Genomic DNA, 18,283 nt, shown 5'->3' with positions numbered 1-18,283 from the left:
CGCTCCGACCCGCCGCCGCTGGACCGGGAAACCTACAAGCGGCGCAACCGGATCGAACGGTTTTTCTCAAAGCTCAAGCACTACAGGGCCATCGCCACCAGATACGAGAAACATGACGCCAACTTCCTCGCCCTAGTCAAACTCGCCGCAACACGCATCTGGTTGCGCGTCTATGAGTCGGTGACCTAGGTTAAAACCACAGCCAGTCGGCCACGCTGAGAACCACGAACACCGGAACCGACAGCGCGGCAGCCAGCAGAAAGGCCGCGGCGCGGGTCACGCGCGGCGATGGGATCGTTCGTCCGAGAACCGTTTTCATGTGGCCATTAACCCGGTTTTAGGTTTCCACCCGGTTAATGCCCGCATGACGACCACGACCACCCCATTGATGCAAAGCACCGAGATGCAGGCGACCCTGCGCGCCTGCGGGCAGGCCCCGCTGCGGCTGGCGGACGGTACGCTTGTCCTGCACCGCCGGTTGTTCCCCGGCGTGACCGCGGCAATGCTGTCGCGTGCGCGGATCAACGCGGCCACCCAGCCGGGCCTGATCCGGCAGGCCGGGTTGAACCGCACGCCGCTGATCCTGGCCCCCGACCACCCCGCGCCCGACCTGCCGCAAATGGGTGCGGTGCCGCTGGTTACCCCGACCTGCGTTGCCGAGTTGGATCTGCGCGGCGACCTGCGGGCCGGACTGCACCAGAAATGGCGCAATGCGCTTGTTCAGGCCGAGCGCAGCCCGCTGCGCATCACGCGCCGCATCCTGCGCGACGGGTCGGACAATTGGCTGCTGACCGCCGATCAGGCGCAGCAGCGCGCACGCGGCTATCGAAACTGGCCGGTGTCACTGACCGTGGCCTATGCCCGCGCCAATCCCGGCAAGGCCGTCGAGTTCTCGGCCACCGATGGCGACACCGTGGCGGCGATGCTGTTCCTGTGCCATGGCTCGGTTGCCACCTATCACATCGGCTGCACCACCGCGCGTGGGCGGCGGCTGAATGCCCATCGGCTGATTCTGTGGAAGGCGATCCGCTGGCTGGCGAAACAGGGGTTTCAGCGGCTCGATCTCGGCCCGGTTTCCACCGAGGATGCACCCGGTCTGGCACGGTTCAAGCTGGGAACCGGCGCCCGCCCCCGCTGGTTGGGCGGCACCTGGGGCTGGTGGCCACCGCTGGGGCGCAGCCTGCGCCCGCTGGCGGGCCTCGACCGCGGCGGGATGCGCTGGACAGATCCCCATGCGGGCTGATATTTGAACACTTGTTCAGATCATTGGGGAGGAGCCCGCCATGCAATTGTCCACCACCGCCGCCGTCATCACCGGTGGCGCCTCGGGCCTCGGAGAGGCCACCGCCCGTTACTTTGCCGAGAACGGCGCGCAGGTCACCATCCTGGACCGCGATGCCGAGCGCGGCACCCAGGTCGCGGCCGAGATCGGCGGACATTTCGCCCAGACCGACGTGACCGACGAGGCGACGGTGGCTGCGGCCATTGCGCTGGCGATGGAGAAGATGGGCAAGATCACCGCCTGCGTGAACTGCGCCGGCATCGCCTATGCCATCAAGACCGTCGGCAAGGACGGCCCGCATCCGCTGGACGCCTTCCAGCGCACCATCGACATCAACCTTGTGGGCACTTTCAACGTGTCGCGCCTGGCCGCCGTCGAAATGGCAAAGAACGCACCCGAGCCGGATGGCGCGCGCGGCGTGATCATCAACACCGCCTCGATTGCCGCGTTTGACGGGCAAAAGGGTCAGGCGGCCTATGCGGCGTCCAAGGGCGGTGTCGTGGGCATGACCCTGCCGATGGCGCGCGATCTGGCCTCGACCGGGATCCGGGTGATGACCATCGCGCCCGGCATCTTCATGACGCCGATGCTGGCCGGCCTGCCCGAAGAGGTGCAGCAGCAGCTGGCCGCCGACGTGCCCAACCCCGCCCGCCTGGGCGACCCGCGCGAATACGGTCGGCTGGCCGGGTTCATCGTCGAGATGGGCTATCTGAACGGCGAGGTCATTCGCATCGACGGCGCTCTGCGGATGCGCTGACATGACCGCATGGCGTGGGCAGAGCCGATCTGCCCGCGCCTCGGGTCGGTCCTGGCTAGGCCCCGGCCTCGGCCTTCTCTTCCAGTTCCAGCCATTCCTCCTCGGCGGCGGCCAGCTTCTGCTGCCGCTCGACGAGGGCCTCGGTCGCCTTCTGGAACTTCACCGGCTCGCGCGTGAACAGCTCGGGGTCCGACAACAGCTCTTCCAGCTTGGCGATCTCGGCTTCCAGCCGCGCGATCTCGGCGGGCAGCTTTTCCAGCCGGTGCTTTTCGGAAAAGGTCAGGCCGGCTTTCGGCTTGGTTTCCTGCTTGACCTTCGGCTTGTTCTCTTTTGATTTCTTGGGCTTTTTCTCGGCCAATTCGCCGCGCTGCGCGACATAGTCCGACCAACCGCCCGCATAGACAGTCGCGCGGCCGTTGCCCTCCATCGCGATGGTCGTGGTCGCCACACGATCCAGGAAATCCCGGTCGTGGCTGACCAGCAGCACGGTGCCGTCATAGTCGTCCAGCAACTCCTGCAACAGGTCCAGCGTCTCGACATCCAGGTCGTTGGTCGGTTCGTCCAGAACCAGCAGGTTCGACGGTTTCGCCATCAACTTCGCCAACAGCAACCGCGCTTTTTCGCCGCCCGACAAGGACTTGACGGCCGCTCTGGCCTGCCGCTCGTCGAACAGGAACTCCTTGAGGTACCCCACCACATGCTTGGGCTGGCCGCGCACCATCACCTGATCGGCCTTGCCCGAGACGCGCATCTCGGGGTCGCCGGTCAGGCTGTCCCACAGGGTCATCTCGGGGTCCAGCTGCGCGCGGGTCTGATCGAAAACGGCGATTTCCAGATTGGTGCCCAGCGTCACGGTGCCTTCATCCGGCGCGACCTGGCCCAGCAGCATTTTCAACAGCGTCGTCTTGCCCACACCGTTCGGCCCGACGAAGGCCACCCGGTCGCCGCGCTGCACCAGCAGGTCCAGGTTGCGCACGATGGGCTTGCCGTCGAACGCCTTGCTGATACCGCGCGCCTCGATCACCTTTCGTCCGGATTTCGGGCCGGAGTCCAAGGACATGGCTGCCGAGCCCTGACGCTTGATCTGCGCCGCCCGCTCGGCCCGCAGCGCCTGCAAGGCGCGCACCCGGCCCTGGTTGCGCTTGCGGCGGGCGCTGATCCCTTCGACTGCCCAACGCGCCTCAGATTTGATCAGCCGGTCCAGCTTGTGGCGTTGCTGGTCCTCCTCTTCCCAGATCTTGTCGCGCCAGGCCTCGAAGGCCTCGAACCCCCGCTCCTGCCGGCGCACCACACCGCGGTCGATCCACAGTGTCGCCCGCGTCAGCGCCCGCAGGAACGCGCGGTCATGCGAGATCAGGACAAAACCCGCCCGCGTCGCGCCCAATTCACGTTCCAGCCAGCCGATCGCCTCGATGTCCAGATGGTTGGTCGGCTCGTCCAGCAGCATCAAATCGGGGGCCTCGGCCATCAGCTTGGCCAGCGCCGCGCGCCGCCGTTCGCCGCCCGAGGCGGTCTGAACCGCGCGCGAGGGGTCGAATTTCAGCCCCTCGCCGGCTCGCTCCACCTTGTACAGCTCGCCGGGTTCCAACCCGCTGGCGGCATAATCGCCCAGCGTGGCAAAGCCGTCCATCGTCGGGTCCTGCTCCATGTAGCCCACGGATTTGCCGGGCGGCACCACGATCTCGCCCCGGTCGGGCTCGACCAGACCGGCCATGACCTTCATCAGGGTGGATTTGCCCGAGCCGTTCCGCCCGACCAGCGCAACGCGGTCGCCGGGCTGAACCACCAGGTCCAGGTCGGAAAACACCGGCTCGCCCCCGAAGGTCAGCGAGATACCGGACATCTGCAACAAAGGAATACATGCCATACGCGCCAGCTAAACCGGCAGGCATTGGGCGTCAACGCCCCAGCCTCACCTTTTGAAAGCAGCGCGGCTTCAACCCGCGATCATCCGCAAGAGGCGTTTCCGCGCCGGGGGAATCGCGCCGATCTCGACCCCGGTGAAGACATGCAGCGTGTTCAACTGGCGATCCACCACCGCATGGTCGCTGACCCAGCCGCCCATCATCAGATAGGTGCGCAGCAGCGGCGGCATGCGCCGCATGGCTTTCCGCGCATCAGGCCGGCGCCGCAGCCGCGCGGCAAAGCGGAAAACGTCCGGCGCCTTGACCCGCGGCAACCAGCGTTTGGGCGCCAGATGGTGGTGTTTGAGCATCGCGAACGCATCCAGATAGGCCTCGGTGTCAGTCCCGGCAAAGGAGGAACAGCCGAACAGCAACCGGATGTCGTACCGGTCCACGAACACGGTCATCGCGCCCCAGGCCACCCGCAGGATATCCGGGTCGGTCCGGTCGGGATGCACCGCGAAGCGGCCCATCTCGACCATCCGGCCCGGAAAGTCCTGCAAGCCCGACAGATCGTAGAACTGTGCCGAATAGCTGCGCCCGATCTCGCGCCCGCAATCCATGAGAAGCATCCGGAAACAGCACACGAGCTGCCCGCCTTCCCGCTGATCCTCGACCAGGACATGAGAGCAGATCCGGTCGAACGCATCGCGATCGGTCCGTGCGGTGCGAAAGGCCAGCGTACGCAGCGCCTGCGCGGCGGCGAGGTCCTGGGGCGTGCGGGCCAGCCGCGCCCGGTACCGCCCCTTGTTCAGCAAGACATCCGTGGCCATGGCCGTACCCTCCGCGGTATCCGACTTTCCCAGGTTCCGCCTGCCACCAACACCACGTCTGTAACCCCCTCGTGACAAACCGAGGGACCGGCCGGAAGATCAGCTCTGGCCGGGGATGTTCGCCGGGTTGAAGCTGCCGATATTGCCCAGCAGCTGACGCAGGAATCCCCTGTCCTGAACGCTCGAATCGGTCACGCGGCGATCCAGAGCGATGACGTAACCATCCTCGAGCCCGAACCGTTCGATGTTTCGCACGACCCCGCGCTGGTCAAAGCTGACGGCGACCAGCTGCCGCTCGACCACTTCGGGGCGTTTCGGGCCATAGTGACGGACGCGCGAGGCGACGTAGTAGTACCCGGAATCCTTCAGAACCCCCGAAGCGCCGGGCGCGCCGACCTTTTCGACCACGCTGTCGCGGGTATCGACACCCACCTTGATCTCGGCCAGTTCCTCGGGCGTGGGGACATAGCCGTGGTTCTTGTAGACCGGACTGCATCCGGCCACCGCCAGTACCGATACGCAGGCAAGCGTTCCGAACGCCAGTTTCAGCTTGTTCGCGACCTTCGACATCTTCACCCTCTTGCCTTGCACCCTTGCGGCTTCTATCCGATTACAGAAACCCATGCCCCGGTTCAACACAGGAAAGGGTCACTATGGCCAAGGCAACATCTTTGCGCGTCGCGGACCTGCCGCAGAACAGCCCCGTCCCGTTCGATCTGCGCCCGGCGGCGGATGAACTGGATGCCCTCCGGGCCGATCTGGGCCTGCAGGGGCTGCGCAAGCTGAGCTTTGTCGGAGAGATCAAGGCCCGCGGCAAACGCGATTGGGAACTGACCGGCCATCTTGGCGCAACCGTGATCCAGCCCTGCGTGGTCACGCTGGACCCTGTGACCACGCGCATAGAAACGCCCGTGCGGCGCCTGTTCCTGTCGGACTGGACCGAGCCGGACGAACCCGAATTCGAGATGCCCGAAGACGACGAATCCGAACCCCTGGGCCCCGAGATCGACCCCGGTGCCGTGATGCGCGAAGCGCTGGCGCTGGCGTTGCCGCAATACCCCCGCAAGGACGGCGCGCATCTGGATGACGCCAATTTCACCGAGCCGGGAAAACAGGCCATGACGGATGAAGACGCCAAGCCTTTTGCGGGGCTGGCCGGGTTGCGCGACGCGCTGAAAAAAGACGAGTGACAGCGCCATGATTTCCTGTCATAGCACTCGTTCAGAAAAACCCCTTGAACATGTCGAGAATCGCAGTATTTTCGCGCGCTCATCGGAATTTGGGTTGGACATCGCGGGGCTCGTCCCCTAAACGCGCGTCACACCACGAGAAAACGAAGAATGAAACCCGGGCTGGCAGCGAATCTGCAGCCCCCAGTCAGACAAAGGTTGAGACCATGGCCGTCCAACAGAACAAAGTTTCCAAGTCGCGTCGCAACAACCGCCGCGCACACGACGCTCTGGTTGCTGCAAACCCGAACGAATGCCCGAACTGCGGCGAGCTGAAACGCCCGCACCACGTCTGTGCAGCCTGCGGCCACTATGACGACCGCGAAGTCGTGGCACAGGCCGACGAAATCGACCTGGACGAAGACGCGGCCTGAGCCTGATTGACCGCAGGTTTTGGCATGACCGCGCAGCCCGAGCAGACCGGAAAGATCATCATCTCGGTTGACGCAATGGGCGGGGACTCCGGTCCCGGCGTGGTGATCGCTGGAATCGCGAAATCGGCGCGGAAGAACCCCGATATCGGGTTTCTGCTGCATGGCCCCGAAGACGTCTTGCGCAAGCTTGTTGCGAAACGGCGCGTTCTGGAAGGACGCGTCGTTTTTCGCGATTGTCCCGATGTCGTCACCATGCAGGACAAGCCCAGCCAGGTCGTGCGCAACGGCAAGAACACCTCGATGTGGTCAGCGCTGGACTCGGTGCGCAACGGCGCGGCGCACGGCGCCGTTTCCTGCGGCAATACCGGCGCGCTGATGGCGCTGTCGATGATGCGGCTGCGCAAACTGCCCGGCGTGAACCGCCCCGCCATCGCGATCCTGTGGCCTTCGCGCAATCCGCAGGGGTTCAACGTGATGCTGGACGTGGGCGCCGATGTACGGGCCGATGCCCGGGATCTGCTGCAATACGCGCTGATGGGGGCGTCGTATGCCCGCAACGGCATGGCCCTGTCGCGTCCGCGCATCGGGTTGCTGAATGTCGGCACCGAAGAACACAAAGGCCGCGCCGAGTTGAAAGAGGCGCATGGGCTGATCTCGGACTTTGCGGATCGCGCGAATTTCGATTTCGTGGGTTTCGTCGAGGGCAGCGACATCCCTGGCGACAAGGCCGATGTCATCGTGACGGACGGGTTTACCGGCAATGTCGCGATCAAGACGGGCGAAGGCACCGCCAGCCTGATCGGCGACCTACTGCGCGAGGCGTTCAGCTATTCCCCCCTGTCCCGGCTGGCCTCGGTGCTGGCGATCACGTCGCTGCAGCGTCTGAAAAAGCGCATCGACCCGCGGCGCGTGAACGGCGGGGTGTTCCTGGGGCTGAACGGGACGGTGGTCAAATCGCACGGGGGCGCCGATGCCACCGGGGTGTCCGCGGCCGTCAAGCTGGCCTTTACCCTGGCCCAGTCGGGTTTTGCCGAAAAATTGGCCGCACGGGTTGCATCGACTGCCGAGCTTGAACAAGATGCTGCGCAATCTGCGCCGCAGATCGAAAAATAACAAAAAAGGCAGGACCTCAGATGGCAGGCCGTTCAGTCGTTGTAGGTGTCGGGCACTATCTGCCCAAACGCATCGTTCCCAATTCCGAGTTCGAAAAGACGCTGGACACGTCGGACGAATGGATCCGGACCCGCTCGGGCATCGAACGCCGGCATTTCGCGGCCGAGGATGAAACCACGTCCGACATGGCGACCCAAGCGGCCAAGGCCGCGCTGGCCGATGCGGGGCTGACCGCCGACGACATCGACGCGATCGTTCTGGCCACCTCCACCGCAGACCTGACCTTTCCGTCCGCCGCGACCATGGTTCAGGCCAATCTGGGCATGACCCGCGGGTTTGCCTTTGACGTGCAGGCGGTCTGCGCCGGCTTCGTCTTTGCGCTGGCCAACGCCAACGCGCTGATCCTGTCCGGTCAGGCCAAACGCATCCTCGTGATCGGGGCCGAGACCTTCTCGCGTATCATGGACTGGTCCGACCGAACCACCTGCGTTCTGTTCGGCGACGGCGCCGGCGCGCTGGTGCTCGAGGCGCAGGAAGGTGCCGGAACCCCCGCAGACCGGGGCATTCTGGCGACCGACCTGCATTCGGACGGGCGGTTCAAGGATCTGCTCTATGTCGATGGCGGGGTCTCAACCCGGACCACCGGATATCTGCGCATGCAGGGCAACCAGGTGTTCCGCCACGCGGTCGAGAAACTGGCCGCAACGGCCACCACCGCGCTGGATCGCGCGGGGCTGACAAGCGGCGACGTCGATTGGATCGTCCCGCACCAAGCCAATATCCGCATCATCCAGGGCACGGCCAAGAAGCTGCAACTGCCCATGGACAACGTGGTGGTCACGGTTCAGGATCACGGCAACACCTCGGCCGCGTCGATCCCGCTGGCGCTGTCGGTGGGCAAGGAACGCGGGCAGATCAAGCCGGGCGATCTGATCGTCACCGAGGCCATCGGCGGCGGTCTGGCTTGGGGCGCGGTGGTGATGCGCTGGTAAGGCGGCGCAAACCTGCTTACGCCACCACGCGCAATTCATTGATATTGACAGTGAATTTGCCCTACCCCTATGGTCGTACATCATCAGGGGAATAGTCATGGGCGAAAAAACACTGACGCGAATGGACCTGAGCGAAGCCGTGTTTCGCGAAGTTGGTCTGTCTCGCAACGAAAGCGCGCAGCTTGTCGAAAGCATTCTGAACCACATGTCCGATGCGCTGGTGCGCGGCGAGCAGGTCAAGATCTCGTCTTTCGGTACGTTCAGCGTCAGGGACAAGTCGGCCCGTGTCGGCCGCAACCCGAAAACGGGGGAAGAGGTTCCCATCGAGCCGCGCCGCGTTTTGACCTTCCGCCCTTCGCATCTGATGAAGGAACGGGTCGCGGTCGGAAACCGCAAGTAAATCCGGGGCAGAGCAGGCATGAGCAAGTCTCCCGACGCATTTCGCACCATCAGTGAAGTTGCGGATTGGCTGGGTGTTCAGGCGCATGTGCTGCGGTTCTGGGAAAGCCGGTTCAGCCAGATCAAACCGGTCAAACGGGCCGGAGGACGCCGCTATTACCGCCCCAACGACATGCGCCTGCTGGGCGGCATCAAGAAGCTGCTGCACGAGGAAGGCGTAACCATCAAGGGCGTGCAACGCATCCTGCGTGAACAGGGCGTGGCCTATGTCGCGTCACTGTCGCCGGGGCTGGACGAGGACGCGGCTCCGGCCCCGACCGTTGACGTTCAGGCCCAAGCCGAAAAGGTGGTGCCTCTGCCGCAACGCCCTGCCGCCGTACAGGGTGCCCTTGATCTGTCGCCGATCGAAGCGACGGATCAGGCCGCCGGCGAAGCCACCGCGCCCGAATCTCCGGATCACGCAGCCGCGCCGACTCGCGTGAACGAGACCGCGCCGCAGCAGGCCGGAATCGCGGCCCGGGCGTGGCGGAAAACCGAGTTCGACACCGACACGTTGCGCCGGATCGCGCCCGTCGCGAAGGATTTGCGCGCCTGGCTGGACCGGGTCGAACGGCAATTGGCGGGTTGAGCAAAAAGGTAATGTTTTCCTCTTGCCCCTGCCGGGAAAATCATTATGAACAGCTCAACGTCGGGCTATGGCGCAGCCTGGTAGCGCGTCCGTCTGGGGGACGGAAGGTCGCAGGTTCGAGTCCTGCTAGCCCGACCAAATCACACCGACGTTCAGAAGATACGGGCCGGAGCCTCCTTCGGCTGAGGGGAGGAACGGAATGACCGGCGTGTGCCCGAACCAGCAGATCGCTGCGATGATCGACAGCGGTGAGATCACCGCGACCCCACCGATCACCCCGGCCCAGATCCAGCCTGCCAGCCTTGATCTTCGTTTGGGAACAGTGGCTTACCGTGTGCGCGCCTCGTTTCTGGCCGGCGAAGGCCAGAGCGTGGCCGACCGTCTGGCCGAGTTCGAGATGCACCGAATCGACATCTCGGAAGGTGCGGTTCTGGAAAAGGGCTGCGTCTATCTGGTGCCGCTGATGGAATCGCTTGCCCTGCCCGACGACGTGACCGCCTTGGCCAACGCCAAAAGCTCGACCGGGCGGCTGGATCTGCTGACCCGCACCATCACCGACGGCGGAACCGAGTTCGACCGCGTTCCGGCCGGCTATGCCGGTCCGCTCTATGCCGAGATCTGTCCGCGTTCGTTCTCGGTTCTGGTCCGTCCGGGCATGCGCCTGAACCAGATCCGGTTCCGCCGCGGTCAGGCGGTGCTGTCCGACGCGGATCTGGCCGCGCTGCACGCGCAATCGCCGCTGGTGGACGGTCCGGCCGTCATTCAGGACGGGCTGGGGTTTTCGGTCGATCTGCGCCTGCCCGACACCGATCTGGTCGGGTACCGGGCCAAGCCGCATACCGGCGTGATCGACCTGGACCGGATCGGTGAATACGACCCGCGGGACTATTGGGAAGAGGTCCGCACCCGCGACGGGCGCATCATTCTGGATCCGGGCGCGTTCTACATCCTGGTCAGCCGCGAGGCGGTCCACATTCCGCCGATGTATGCCGCCGAAATGGCGCCCTATCTGGCGATGGTGGGCGAATTCCGGGTTCACTACGCGGGATTCTTCGATCCCGGTTTCGGCCATGCCGAGGCCGGCGGCGCCGGATCACGCGGCGTGCTGGAAGTTCGCTGCCACGAGGCGCCCTTCGTGCTGGAACACGGACAGGTCGTGGGGCGGCTGGTCTACGAGCGTATGGCCGAGATGCCGACTCAGCTTTACGGCGCGGGAATCGCTTCGAACTATCAGGGCCAGGGCCTGAAATTGTCGAAGCATTTCAGGTCGGTCCAGTAATCCCTAGAACCGCATGAACCGCCGCATCTGGCGGGTCAGCTGCCTGGCCTGTTTCATGCTCTGGCCCTGGCGGCGCGCGCTTTGCGCCATGTGCCGGTCGGCCTTGGGGTCGCGCGGTCCGTCCGGCTGCCCGGGCTTGCGCCCCATACGTTCGGCCAGGTCCAGGCCCTTGTCCACGCCGCGCGTAACCAGCCGGCGCACGATTTGGCGAACGATCATGTCGATGATGCGGTTTGCGTTCATTCCGGTCTCCGTTCCTCGGCGCCGAACCTGGCGGGGAATTGCGCCGACAAATAGGCGGCGCGTTCAATCTTCCTCGAACAGTTCGGTCTGGTCTTCGTCGCCGGGCTCATCCTCATTGGCCTCGCCGATCGGCATGGTCCCCGGCGGCGGGCGGTTCTCCAACAGCCCGGCAGCGCGCAGTTCCTTCAGGCCCGGCAGGTCTCGGGCGCTTTCCAGGCCGAAATGGTCCAGGAACTGGGGCGTCACAACGAAGGTCACCGGGCGGCCCGGCGTCATGCGGCGGCGGCCCAATCGGATCCATTCCATCTCGAGCAGTTGGTCGATGGTCCCCCGCGACACGGACACGCCGCGGATTTCCTCGATCTCGGCGCGGGTGCAGGGCTGATGATAGGCCACGATCGCCAGGGTCTCGATGGCGGCCCGGCTCAGCTTGCGGGTCTCGACCGTTTCCTTCTGCATCAGGAACCCAAGATCGGGCGCGGTACGGATGGCCCAGGCCTCGCCCACCCGAACCACGCGCACCCCGCGCCCCTCATAGCGTTTCTGCAGCAGTTCCAGGGCCTGCTTGGCGTCGCAGCCATGTGGCATCCGCGATTCCAGATCGGCCACCGTCACCGGCTCGGCGCTGGCAAACAGCACCGCCTCGACCATGCGTTCCTGCTCGGCCAGCGGAGGGGCTTCGAACAGGGTGCCGCTGCCGTCGTCTTCGGGGGCATCAGTCACTGGGTTTCGTCCTTCTGCGCAGTTGGATCGGGGCAAAGGTCTCGCTTTGCTTGATCTCCATATGTCCTTCCTTGACCAGCTCCAGCGAGGCCGCAAACGTCGCCGCCGTGGCCGAGCGGCGCCGCATCGGATCAACGTCCCAGCCCTCGGGCAGGTAGGTTTCCATGTCGGTCCAGGTTCCGGCAAATCCGATCAGCGGGCGCATTCGCTCCAGCGCCTGCTCCATCGTGAAAACGGCGTCGCGGTCCATCACGAAGGGCCGGAATTCGTCACGGGTGCGGATGCGGGCATAGCCCTGCATCAGGTCCAGCAGGGTGGCGGAATAGGTGACCGTGCGAATGCGGGTCACGTCCTCGCCCTGCCCGCGCTTGAAGAAATCGCGCCCCAGCTGATCGCGCGCCATCAGGCGGGCGGCCGCATCGCGCATCGCCTGCAAGCGTTCCAACTGAAAAGCCAAGTGCGCGGCCAGTTCTTCGCCCGTCGGCCCCTCTTCATCGGGATCGGGCGGCAACAGCAGGCGCGATTTCAGAAAGGCCAGCCATGCGGCCATCACCAGGTAGTCGGCGGCCAGTTCGATCCGCAGGGCACGCGCCCGTTCGACAAAGGCCAAGTATTGCTGCGCGAGCGCCAGTACCGAGATCTTGCGCAGATCGACCTTTTGCGTCCGTGACAGGGTCAGCAGCACGTCCAACGGGCCTTCAAACCCGTCCACGTCCACGATCAGCGCCTCGGCGGCCAGCCGATCGGCGACCGAGACCGGGTCTTCGCTGAAAAGGTTATCCGTCATACACCTGCCCGCCCATCAGACGGGATAGTTCCGTCTCGGCGGCACGGATGTCAAGTTCCTCGGGCAGTTGCCGTCGGGCCAGCGCCCGGTCCGCGCGGGCTTGCGCCGCCTCGGACATTTCGCCCGCGGCCTCCATGACCTCGGCGCGTTCTTCGAAAGACCCGTTGCAATGCAGAACCACGTCGCAGCCCGCCGACAACGCCTGTTGCGACAGATCGGACAGCGATCCGCTGAGCGCCTTCATAGAGATGTCATCGGTCATGATCAACCCGTCGAACCCAATCCGCTCGCGGATGATCCGCATCATCGCGGGCGAGATCGTGACCGGTTTTCCGTCAACCTGATCATAGACCAGATGGGCGGTCATCCCCATGGGCAGGTCATTCAGGGCGCGGAAAGGCTGGAAATCGGTCTGCATCAGATCGTCCAGAGGCGCATCCACATGCGGCAGGTCGAAATGGCTGTCGAGCGTGGCGCGCCCGTGGCCGGGGATGTGCTTGACGACGGGCAGAACGCCGCCATCCAGATGCCCCTGCGCGACCGCTCGGCCGAGGCGTGCGACCGTGGCCGCGTCGCCGCCATAGCACCGGTTGCGCAGGAAATCATGCGTCTCGGGCCGGGCCAGATCGACCATCGGGGCGCAATTGCTGTCGATGCCCAGCGAGTACAGCTCGTGCGCGATGAGACGGTAGCGCAGATACATGGCGCGTTCGGCCTGGCCCTCGGCCTGTTCGGCATGATCCAGCGGCGGGCGCCATTGACGGGCCAATGGCGGGCGCAGGCGTTGCACACGTCCGCCCTCCTGATCGATCGTGATCATGCAGTCGCGGCCGACGGCCTCACGCATGTCGTCGCATAGGGCGCGCACCTGATCGGCATTGTCGATGTTGCGGGCGAACAGGATGAAGCCGAACGGATTCATCTGCCGGAACAACGTCTTCTCTTCGGGCGTCAGGCGCAGCCCCGCCGCATCGGTGATCGTGGCGCCGTACCTCAACGCACGGCAACCGGGATGCAGTCGGCGTCCTGCGCCACCAGCGCCGCGCAGAACTGACGCGAATCGCTCAGATCGGCGAAACCATGCACGCGCAAGCGATAGAAGGTGCGGCCGCCGCTCGAGGTTTTCTGGATAACACGTTGTTTTCCCTGCATGTACTCGCCAAAGCGGCGGTACAGGCGATCCCATTCGGCGCGGGCCACATCGGGGCTCTCGAACGCGCCCAACTGGGCCAGACGCGTACCCTTGGCCAGCGAGTCCGGATCGACATCCAGGCCCATGGCCGATTTTACGGCAGCATTCACCGCATCCGCGTCGATTGCACCACCCACTGGAGCGGCGCGACGCAACCCGGCGGGGCGCGTCAGCGGACGCAGAGACCGCCGCACGCCGGGCAAGGCGGCAAGCTCGGGGTCGGGCAATTGGGCGGCCAGATCGGCCGGGTCGATGGCGGGTTCGTCCTCGGGCGTGGCCAGCGCGGCCAGTTGCACGCCCGGTTCCGGTTCGGCGGCGGCCAGGGCATCTCGCGTCAATTCCGAAGCCAGCGGCTCCACGGCGTCCTGCCGCAGCTGGGCAGCTTGCTGATCGGTGATGGTCTCTTCGACCTTGAGCACCGCCGGGGTCGGCTTCAACGCCCCCATCGGCGCGTCTTCGTCGGTCAGCGAGACCGGGCGCGGGGCAAGGATCAGCCGATCGGCCGGCGGCGCGGCCGTCCCGACGGCGGCCACGGCGTTGACCGCCAGGCCCTGGTGATCGGCAGGCGTTCCACCGGGGTTTTCGGGCTGCACCCGCATCGGGCCTTCGACCGCCCGCACCACCGGCACGCCGGACACGTCCCGCATCACCAGCTTGTAGCCCCAGACCGCCACTCCGGCCACCAGCGCCAAGGACGCAACCGCGCCGAGTACATTGACGATACGTCCCAGACCGGGGCCGACAGCGGCCAGCCCGTCATAGTCATGCATTTCGTCGGGATAATCGTACCCGTCCTCGGGGTTCACCTGATTCGCGTAATGCATATGCTCGGGGCCGGTGTGCCCCGAGAAATCGTAACGTGCCATATCCGCCTCACTGCCCGAATTGCGCCTGAAATCGCGGCGCGCGGGTCCTTTCTTGCCTACCTCGGACCGGCGGTTCGGGCGGTGTTGGTTACCGCATCTCCTGCGCCGGCGTGACCCCAAGAATACCCAAGCCCGCTGAAATCACAACCGAAACGGCCCGGGCCAGGGCGATTTTTGACTGGCTTGTGGCCACATCACCATCCTGCAGGAACCGCAGCGCGGGTTCGTCGTTGCCACGGTTCCACAAGGCGTGGAAATCCCCTGCAAGTTCATACAGATAGAAGGCGATGCGGTGCGGTTCGTTGGTGCGGGCCGCGATCTCGACCAGGCGTGGCCATTCGGCCAGTTTCCTGGCCACGGTCAGTTCCGCCGGGTGATCCAGCGCCGCCAGATCTGCCCCGCGCAGGGTTTCGTCGGTGGCGTCGATGCCCGCCTCGGCGGCGCGGCGCAGCACGCTCATCACCCGCGCATGGGCGTATTGCACATAGAACACCGGGTTCTCGCGGCTCTGCTCCAGCACCTTGTCGAAATCGAAATCCAGCGGCGCGTCGTTCTTGCGGGTCAGCATCACGAAGCGTGTCACGTCCGGGCCCACCTGATCGACCACGTCGCGCAGGGTGACGAAGTTGCCGGCCCGTTTCGACATCTTGAACGGCTCGCCGTTCTTCCACAGCTTGACCAGCTGGGTCAGCTTGATGTCCAGCGGCACCTTGCCGTCGGACAATGCCGACACGGCGGCCTTCATCCGCTTGACATAGCCGCCATGATCCGCCCCGAACACGTCGATCAGCGCGTCGAACCCGCGGGTCACCTTGTCATAGTGATAGGCGATGTCGGGGGCGAAATAGGTCCAGCTGCCATCGGATTTCTTGACCGGGCGATCCACGTCATCGCCATGCGCGGTCGAACGGAACAAGGTCTGCTCGCGCGGTTCCCAATCCTCGGGCTTCTTGCCCTTGGGCGGTTCCAGCACCCCCTCATAGATCAGGCCCTTTTCGTTCAGCGCCTCCAGCGCGGCCTCGATCTTGCCGGTGCCATAGAGTGATTTTTCCGAGAAGAACACGTCCATCTCGACGCCCAGCGCCTTCAGATCGGCGCGGATCAGATCCATCATCGCATCGGTTGCGAATTCACGCACCTCGGCCAGCCATTCGCTTTCGGGCTTGTCCAGCAGGCTGTCGCCGTATTTCTCCTTCAGCGCCTCGCCGATCGGGATCAGGTAGTCGCCGGGGTACAGGCCCTCGGCGATTTCCGGGCTCAGGCCGTTGGCCTCGCGGTACCGCTCATAGGCCGAACGAGCCAGCACATCCACCTGCGCGCCGCCATCGTTGATGTAATATTCGCGGGTCACGTCATGGCCGGAATAGGCCAACAGGCTGGCCAGCGCGTCGCCGAACACCGCGCCACGGGTATGGCCCACATGCAGCGGCCCGGTGGGGTTGGCCGAGACGTATTCCACGTTTACCTTCAGCCCCTGCCCCATGGTCGAGCGACCATAATCGGTGCCCTTTTCCAGCACCGCGCCCAGAACACCCTGCCAGACCGACGGCGCCAGACGCAGGTTCAGAAAGCCGGGGCCGGCAACCTCGGCGCTGGTGATCCGGTCATCCTCGGCCAGCTTCGCGGCCAGCGTCTCGGCGATGTCGCGGGGCTTCATCTTCGCAGGTTTCGCCAGCACCATCGCCGCGTTCGTGGCCATGTCGCCATGCGCCGCATCGCGCGGGGGCTCGACCGCCACGTTGTCAAAGCTCAGCCCCTCGGGCAGAGCGCCTTCGGTTTGCATCTGGGTCAGCGCGTCCAGAACAAGGCCGCGGATATCGGAGAACAGGTTCATTTCGGATGTCCTTTTGCTTGCCCGGCGGTTTATCACGCAAGGCGGCAAGGTCAATGCGGGCGATGGCCAAGGGCGCTTAACGCTCCAGCGGCGTTTTCCCGGTCAGGCGTGCGTGATCCTGCAGCGCGAACCGGTCGGTCATCCCCGAGATATAGTCCGACACGATCCGGGCCAGTTCGGTTTCGTCCGCGGCGGCCTCGATATCGCCATGCCAGTGCCGGGGCATCTGCCGGGGGTCGTTCAGGTAGATCGGAAACAGCTCCTCGACCACGCGGCTGACCCGGGCGCGCACCTCCATGACGCTAGGCGCGCGATACATGCGGGTGAACAGAAAAGCCCGTATCTCGCGCAGTTGCACCCATAGATCCTCCGAGAACCGGATGACCGGATGGCCCAGGTGGCGGATATCCTCGACCGATTGCGCCCTCGAGGCGGCCAGAATGGCGCGGGACGTGTCGATGACATCGGACACCATCACGCCGAACACCCGCCGCAAGGCCTCGTGCCGCCGACGATAGGGATCGAGGCCGGGATACTTGCGATCCACCTCCGCGTAGCAGTCACCAATGATGGGCAATTGCGTGATTTCGTCGTCGGTGAACAGCCCGGCGCGCAGCCCATCCAACAGGTCGTGGTTGTTATAGGCGATGTCATCGGACAACGCCGCCACCTGCGCCTCGGCACTGGCATGGGTGTGCAGCTCCAGATCGAAGGCGTCATTGCATTCGGCCAGCGCCCAGGGCAGATCGCCGGTGACCGGACCGTTGTGCTTGGCGATCCCCTCAAGGCATTCCCATGTCAGGTTGCACCCGTCGAATTCGGCATAGTGACGCTCGAGCCTCGTCACGATCCGGATGGCCTGGGCATTGTGATCGAACCCGCCATAGGGCGCCATCAGCGCGTGCAGCGCATCCTCACCAGTGTGCCCGAACGGGGTGTGACCCAGATCATGCGCAAGCGCGACAGCCTCGGTCAGTTCCGGATTCAGACCCAAAGCGCCCGCGATCGTGCGGGCGACCTGCGCCACCTCGATGGAATGGGTCAGCCTGGTGCGGTAGTTGTCGCCCTCGTGTTCAACAAAGACCTGCGTCTTGTGCTTGAGCCGCCGAAAGGCGCTGGCGTGAATGATCCGGTCCCTATCCCGCTGGAAGCAGGACCGAAAGCTGCTCTCCTCCTCCGGCACCAACCGCCCCCGTGCGCGGCTGGGGTCAGAGGCAAAACCTGCTCGCTCCAATGGTCTTGTCCTTGTCGCCCTTCTTCGGGTTTTCTATATTGTACGATGGTCAAGAAAGAAACCTTTGGAGTCCGGCATGAAACTGCCCCCCACAGTCACGGAACGCGCGTTTGAGCGGTTGGCCGAGATCGGCGCGGCCGACAACGGCAAGGCGCTGCGCATCGCCGTTGAGGGCGGCGGCTGCTCCGGCTTCCAGTACGAGATCGCGCTGGACGAGCCCAAAGAGGACGATCTGGTTTTGGAGGGCAAAGGCCAAAAGGTCGTCGTGGACGCAATTTCCCTGCCCTTCCTCGAAAACGCCACCATCGACTTCACCGAAGAGTTGATCGGCGCGCGATTCGTTATCGACAACCCCAACGCCACCTCATCCTGCGGCTGCGGCACGTCCTTTTCGATGTAGAGCATCGTGGGGGCTTTGCCCCCACACCCCCAGGATATTTTCAGCCAGATGAAGCGCAAGTCGGCCCTCCGACCCCAAAGCCGGAGGGCTTCACCTGGCGCGGTCATCGGCGTCCCCGCCTGTACCGCCCAATCTGTCTCCCACAACTTGGTTAATGCCCGGTTACTTCATCTGGCCTCAAATATCCCGGAGCGCGAGGCAGAGCCTCGCATTCCCGGCTTCCGGCTTGCCGTTGGGATGGTTCTGCGCGATAGGTTGCCTTAGTTCACTTGGA

General features: G+C 64.8%; 22 protein-coding genes and 1 tRNA gene. 12 read left to right on the top strand and 11 right to left on the bottom strand.

From position 1 onward, the window contains the following. Window positions 1-189: transposase (locus tag F3H26_RS04860; RefSeq protein ID WP_149774941.1), on the top strand; the 189-nt coding region annotated here is incomplete at its 5' end. A gap of 1 nt (window position 190) precedes the next feature. On the opposite strand, the gene F3H26_RS19825 is transcribed toward F3H26_RS04860, so the two are convergent. Further along, window positions 191-319: a hypothetical protein gene (locus F3H26_RS19825; RefSeq protein WP_262504549.1), complete on the bottom strand. Its 129-nt coding sequence runs from the start codon at window positions 317-319 to the stop codon at window positions 191-193. A gap of 45 nt (window positions 320-364) precedes the next feature. Between F3H26_RS19825 and F3H26_RS04855 the strand changes: the two genes are divergently transcribed. After that, window positions 365-1,243, top strand: a complete 879-nt coding sequence (locus tag F3H26_RS04855; RefSeq protein WP_149774940.1) for a GNAT family N-acetyltransferase — start codon at window positions 365-367, stop codon at window positions 1,241-1,243. A 40-nt stretch (window positions 1,244-1,283) separates the two neighbouring features. Beyond that, window positions 1,284-2,039, top strand: coding sequence for a 3-hydroxyacyl-CoA dehydrogenase (locus F3H26_RS04850; protein WP_149774939.1), 756 nt, complete (start codon window positions 1,284-1,286; stop codon window positions 2,037-2,039). Between the two features lie 55 nt (window positions 2,040-2,094). Here the strand turns inward: F3H26_RS04850 and F3H26_RS04845 are convergent, their stop codons facing one another. The 3 genes from F3H26_RS04845 to F3H26_RS04835 form a co-directional block, all read right to left on the bottom strand. After that, window positions 2,095-3,906 carry an ATP-binding cassette domain-containing protein gene (locus F3H26_RS04845; RefSeq protein ID WP_149774938.1) on the bottom strand — a complete coding sequence of 604 codons (1,812 nt, stop codon included), beginning with the start codon at window positions 3,904-3,906 and terminating at the stop codon, window positions 2,095-2,097. Window positions 3,907-3,975: 69 nt separating this feature from the next. Next, window positions 3,976-4,716, bottom strand: coding sequence for a GNAT family N-acetyltransferase (locus tag F3H26_RS04840; protein WP_149774937.1), 741 nt, complete (start codon window positions 4,714-4,716; stop codon window positions 3,976-3,978). 99 nt (window positions 4,717-4,815) lie between these two features. Continuing rightward, window positions 4,816-5,286, bottom strand: a complete 471-nt coding sequence (locus tag F3H26_RS04835; RefSeq protein WP_149774936.1) for an outer membrane protein assembly factor BamE — start codon at window positions 5,284-5,286, stop codon at window positions 4,816-4,818. 83 nt (window positions 5,287-5,369) lie between these two features. Between F3H26_RS04835 and F3H26_RS04830 the strand changes: the two genes are divergently transcribed. The 8 genes from F3H26_RS04830 to F3H26_RS04795 all read left to right on the top strand — a co-directional run bounded on the left by F3H26_RS04830 (window position 5,370) and on the right by F3H26_RS04795 (window position 10,730). Further along, window positions 5,370-5,906 (top strand): YceD family protein, encoded by a 537-nt coding sequence (locus F3H26_RS04830; RefSeq protein ID WP_149774935.1) that lies wholly within the window; start codon window positions 5,370-5,372, stop codon window positions 5,904-5,906. Window positions 5,907-6,112: 206 nt separating this feature from the next. Then, window positions 6,113-6,319, top strand: a complete 207-nt coding sequence (gene rpmF / locus F3H26_RS04825) for a 50S ribosomal protein L32 (protein WP_068331762.1) — start codon at window positions 6,113-6,115, stop codon at window positions 6,317-6,319. 24 nt (window positions 6,320-6,343) lie between these two features. After that, window positions 6,344-7,432: a phosphate acyltransferase PlsX gene (gene plsX / locus F3H26_RS04820; RefSeq protein ID WP_149774934.1), complete on the top strand. Its 1,089-nt coding sequence runs from the start codon at window positions 6,344-6,346 to the stop codon at window positions 7,430-7,432. 20 nt (window positions 7,433-7,452) lie between these two features. Then, a complete protein-coding gene (locus F3H26_RS04815) occupies window positions 7,453-8,424 on the top strand; it encodes a beta-ketoacyl-ACP synthase III (protein WP_149774933.1) in 972 nt (323 codons plus the stop codon). Between the two features lie 97 nt (window positions 8,425-8,521). After that, window positions 8,522-8,824, top strand: a complete 303-nt coding sequence (gene ihfA, locus F3H26_RS04810; protein ID WP_149774932.1) for an integration host factor subunit alpha — start codon at window positions 8,522-8,524, stop codon at window positions 8,822-8,824. Window positions 8,825-8,842: 18 nt separating this feature from the next. Beyond that, complete coding sequence (locus F3H26_RS04805) at window positions 8,843-9,451, top strand: MerR family transcriptional regulator (RefSeq protein ID WP_149774931.1); 609 nt, start codon at window positions 8,843-8,845, stop codon at window positions 9,449-9,451. A gap of 61 nt (window positions 9,452-9,512) precedes the next feature. Further along, window positions 9,513-9,589 (top strand) — tRNA-Pro (locus tag F3H26_RS04800). Window positions 9,590-9,650: 61 nt separating this feature from the next. Continuing rightward, window positions 9,651-10,730 carry a 2'-deoxycytidine 5'-triphosphate deaminase gene (locus F3H26_RS04795; protein WP_149774930.1) on the top strand — a complete coding sequence of 360 codons (1,080 nt, stop codon included), beginning with the start codon at window positions 9,651-9,653 and terminating at the stop codon, window positions 10,728-10,730. A 3-nt stretch (window positions 10,731-10,733) separates the two neighbouring features. Here the strand turns inward: F3H26_RS04795 and F3H26_RS04790 are convergent, their stop codons facing one another. From F3H26_RS04790 to F3H26_RS04760, 7 genes are all read right to left on the bottom strand, one after another. Next, complete coding sequence (locus F3H26_RS04790) at window positions 10,734-10,973, bottom strand: hypothetical protein (RefSeq protein ID WP_149774929.1); 240 nt, start codon at window positions 10,971-10,973, stop codon at window positions 10,734-10,736. 63 nt (window positions 10,974-11,036) lie between these two features. Next, entirely contained in the window at window positions 11,037-11,696 is a 660-nt protein-coding gene (gene scpB, locus F3H26_RS04785; protein WP_149774928.1) for an SMC-Scp complex subunit ScpB, read from the bottom strand. Further along, window positions 11,689-12,483, bottom strand: a complete 795-nt coding sequence (locus F3H26_RS04780) for a segregation and condensation protein A (protein ID WP_149774927.1) — start codon at window positions 12,481-12,483, stop codon at window positions 11,689-11,691. The genes scpB and F3H26_RS04780 overlap by 8 nt, the downstream gene beginning before the upstream one ends. After that, on the bottom strand, window positions 12,473-13,480 hold the full coding sequence (gene nagZ, locus F3H26_RS04775) for a beta-N-acetylhexosaminidase (protein WP_149774926.1): 1,008 nt from the start codon (window positions 13,478-13,480) through the stop codon (window positions 12,473-12,475). Before nagZ ends, F3H26_RS04780 begins: the two co-directional genes overlap by 11 nt. Further along, window positions 13,477-14,541: an SPOR domain-containing protein gene (locus F3H26_RS04770; protein WP_188127689.1), complete on the bottom strand. Its 1,065-nt coding sequence runs from the start codon at window positions 14,539-14,541 to the stop codon at window positions 13,477-13,479. Before F3H26_RS04770 ends, nagZ begins: the two co-directional genes overlap by 4 nt. Window positions 14,542-14,629: 88 nt before the next feature. Then, on the bottom strand, window positions 14,630-16,375 hold the full coding sequence (argS, locus tag F3H26_RS04765; RefSeq protein WP_149774925.1) for an arginine--tRNA ligase: 1,746 nt from the start codon (window positions 16,373-16,375) through the stop codon (window positions 14,630-14,632). 76 nt (window positions 16,376-16,451) lie between these two features. After that, window positions 16,452-17,609 carry a deoxyguanosinetriphosphate triphosphohydrolase gene (locus F3H26_RS04760; protein ID WP_149774924.1) on the bottom strand — a complete coding sequence of 386 codons (1,158 nt, stop codon included), beginning with the start codon at window positions 17,607-17,609 and terminating at the stop codon, window positions 16,452-16,454. A 76-nt stretch (window positions 17,610-17,685) separates the two neighbouring features. Here F3H26_RS04760 and F3H26_RS04755 point away from each other — a divergent pair, with 76 nt between their 5' ends. Next, the gene (locus tag F3H26_RS04755) at window positions 17,686-18,009 is read left to right on the top strand and encodes a HesB/IscA family protein (RefSeq protein ID WP_149774923.1); all 324 of its coding nucleotides are present in this window, start codon (window positions 17,686-17,688) and stop codon (window positions 18,007-18,009) included. Window positions 18,010-18,283: the final 274 nt, after the last annotated feature.

This window comes from Ruegeria intermedia (assembly GCF_900129345.1).
Classification (GTDB): domain Bacteria; phylum Pseudomonadota; class Alphaproteobacteria; order Rhodobacterales; family Rhodobacteraceae; genus Ruegeria; species Ruegeria intermedia.
This window is presented reverse-complemented; position numbering and strand designations above follow the sequence as displayed.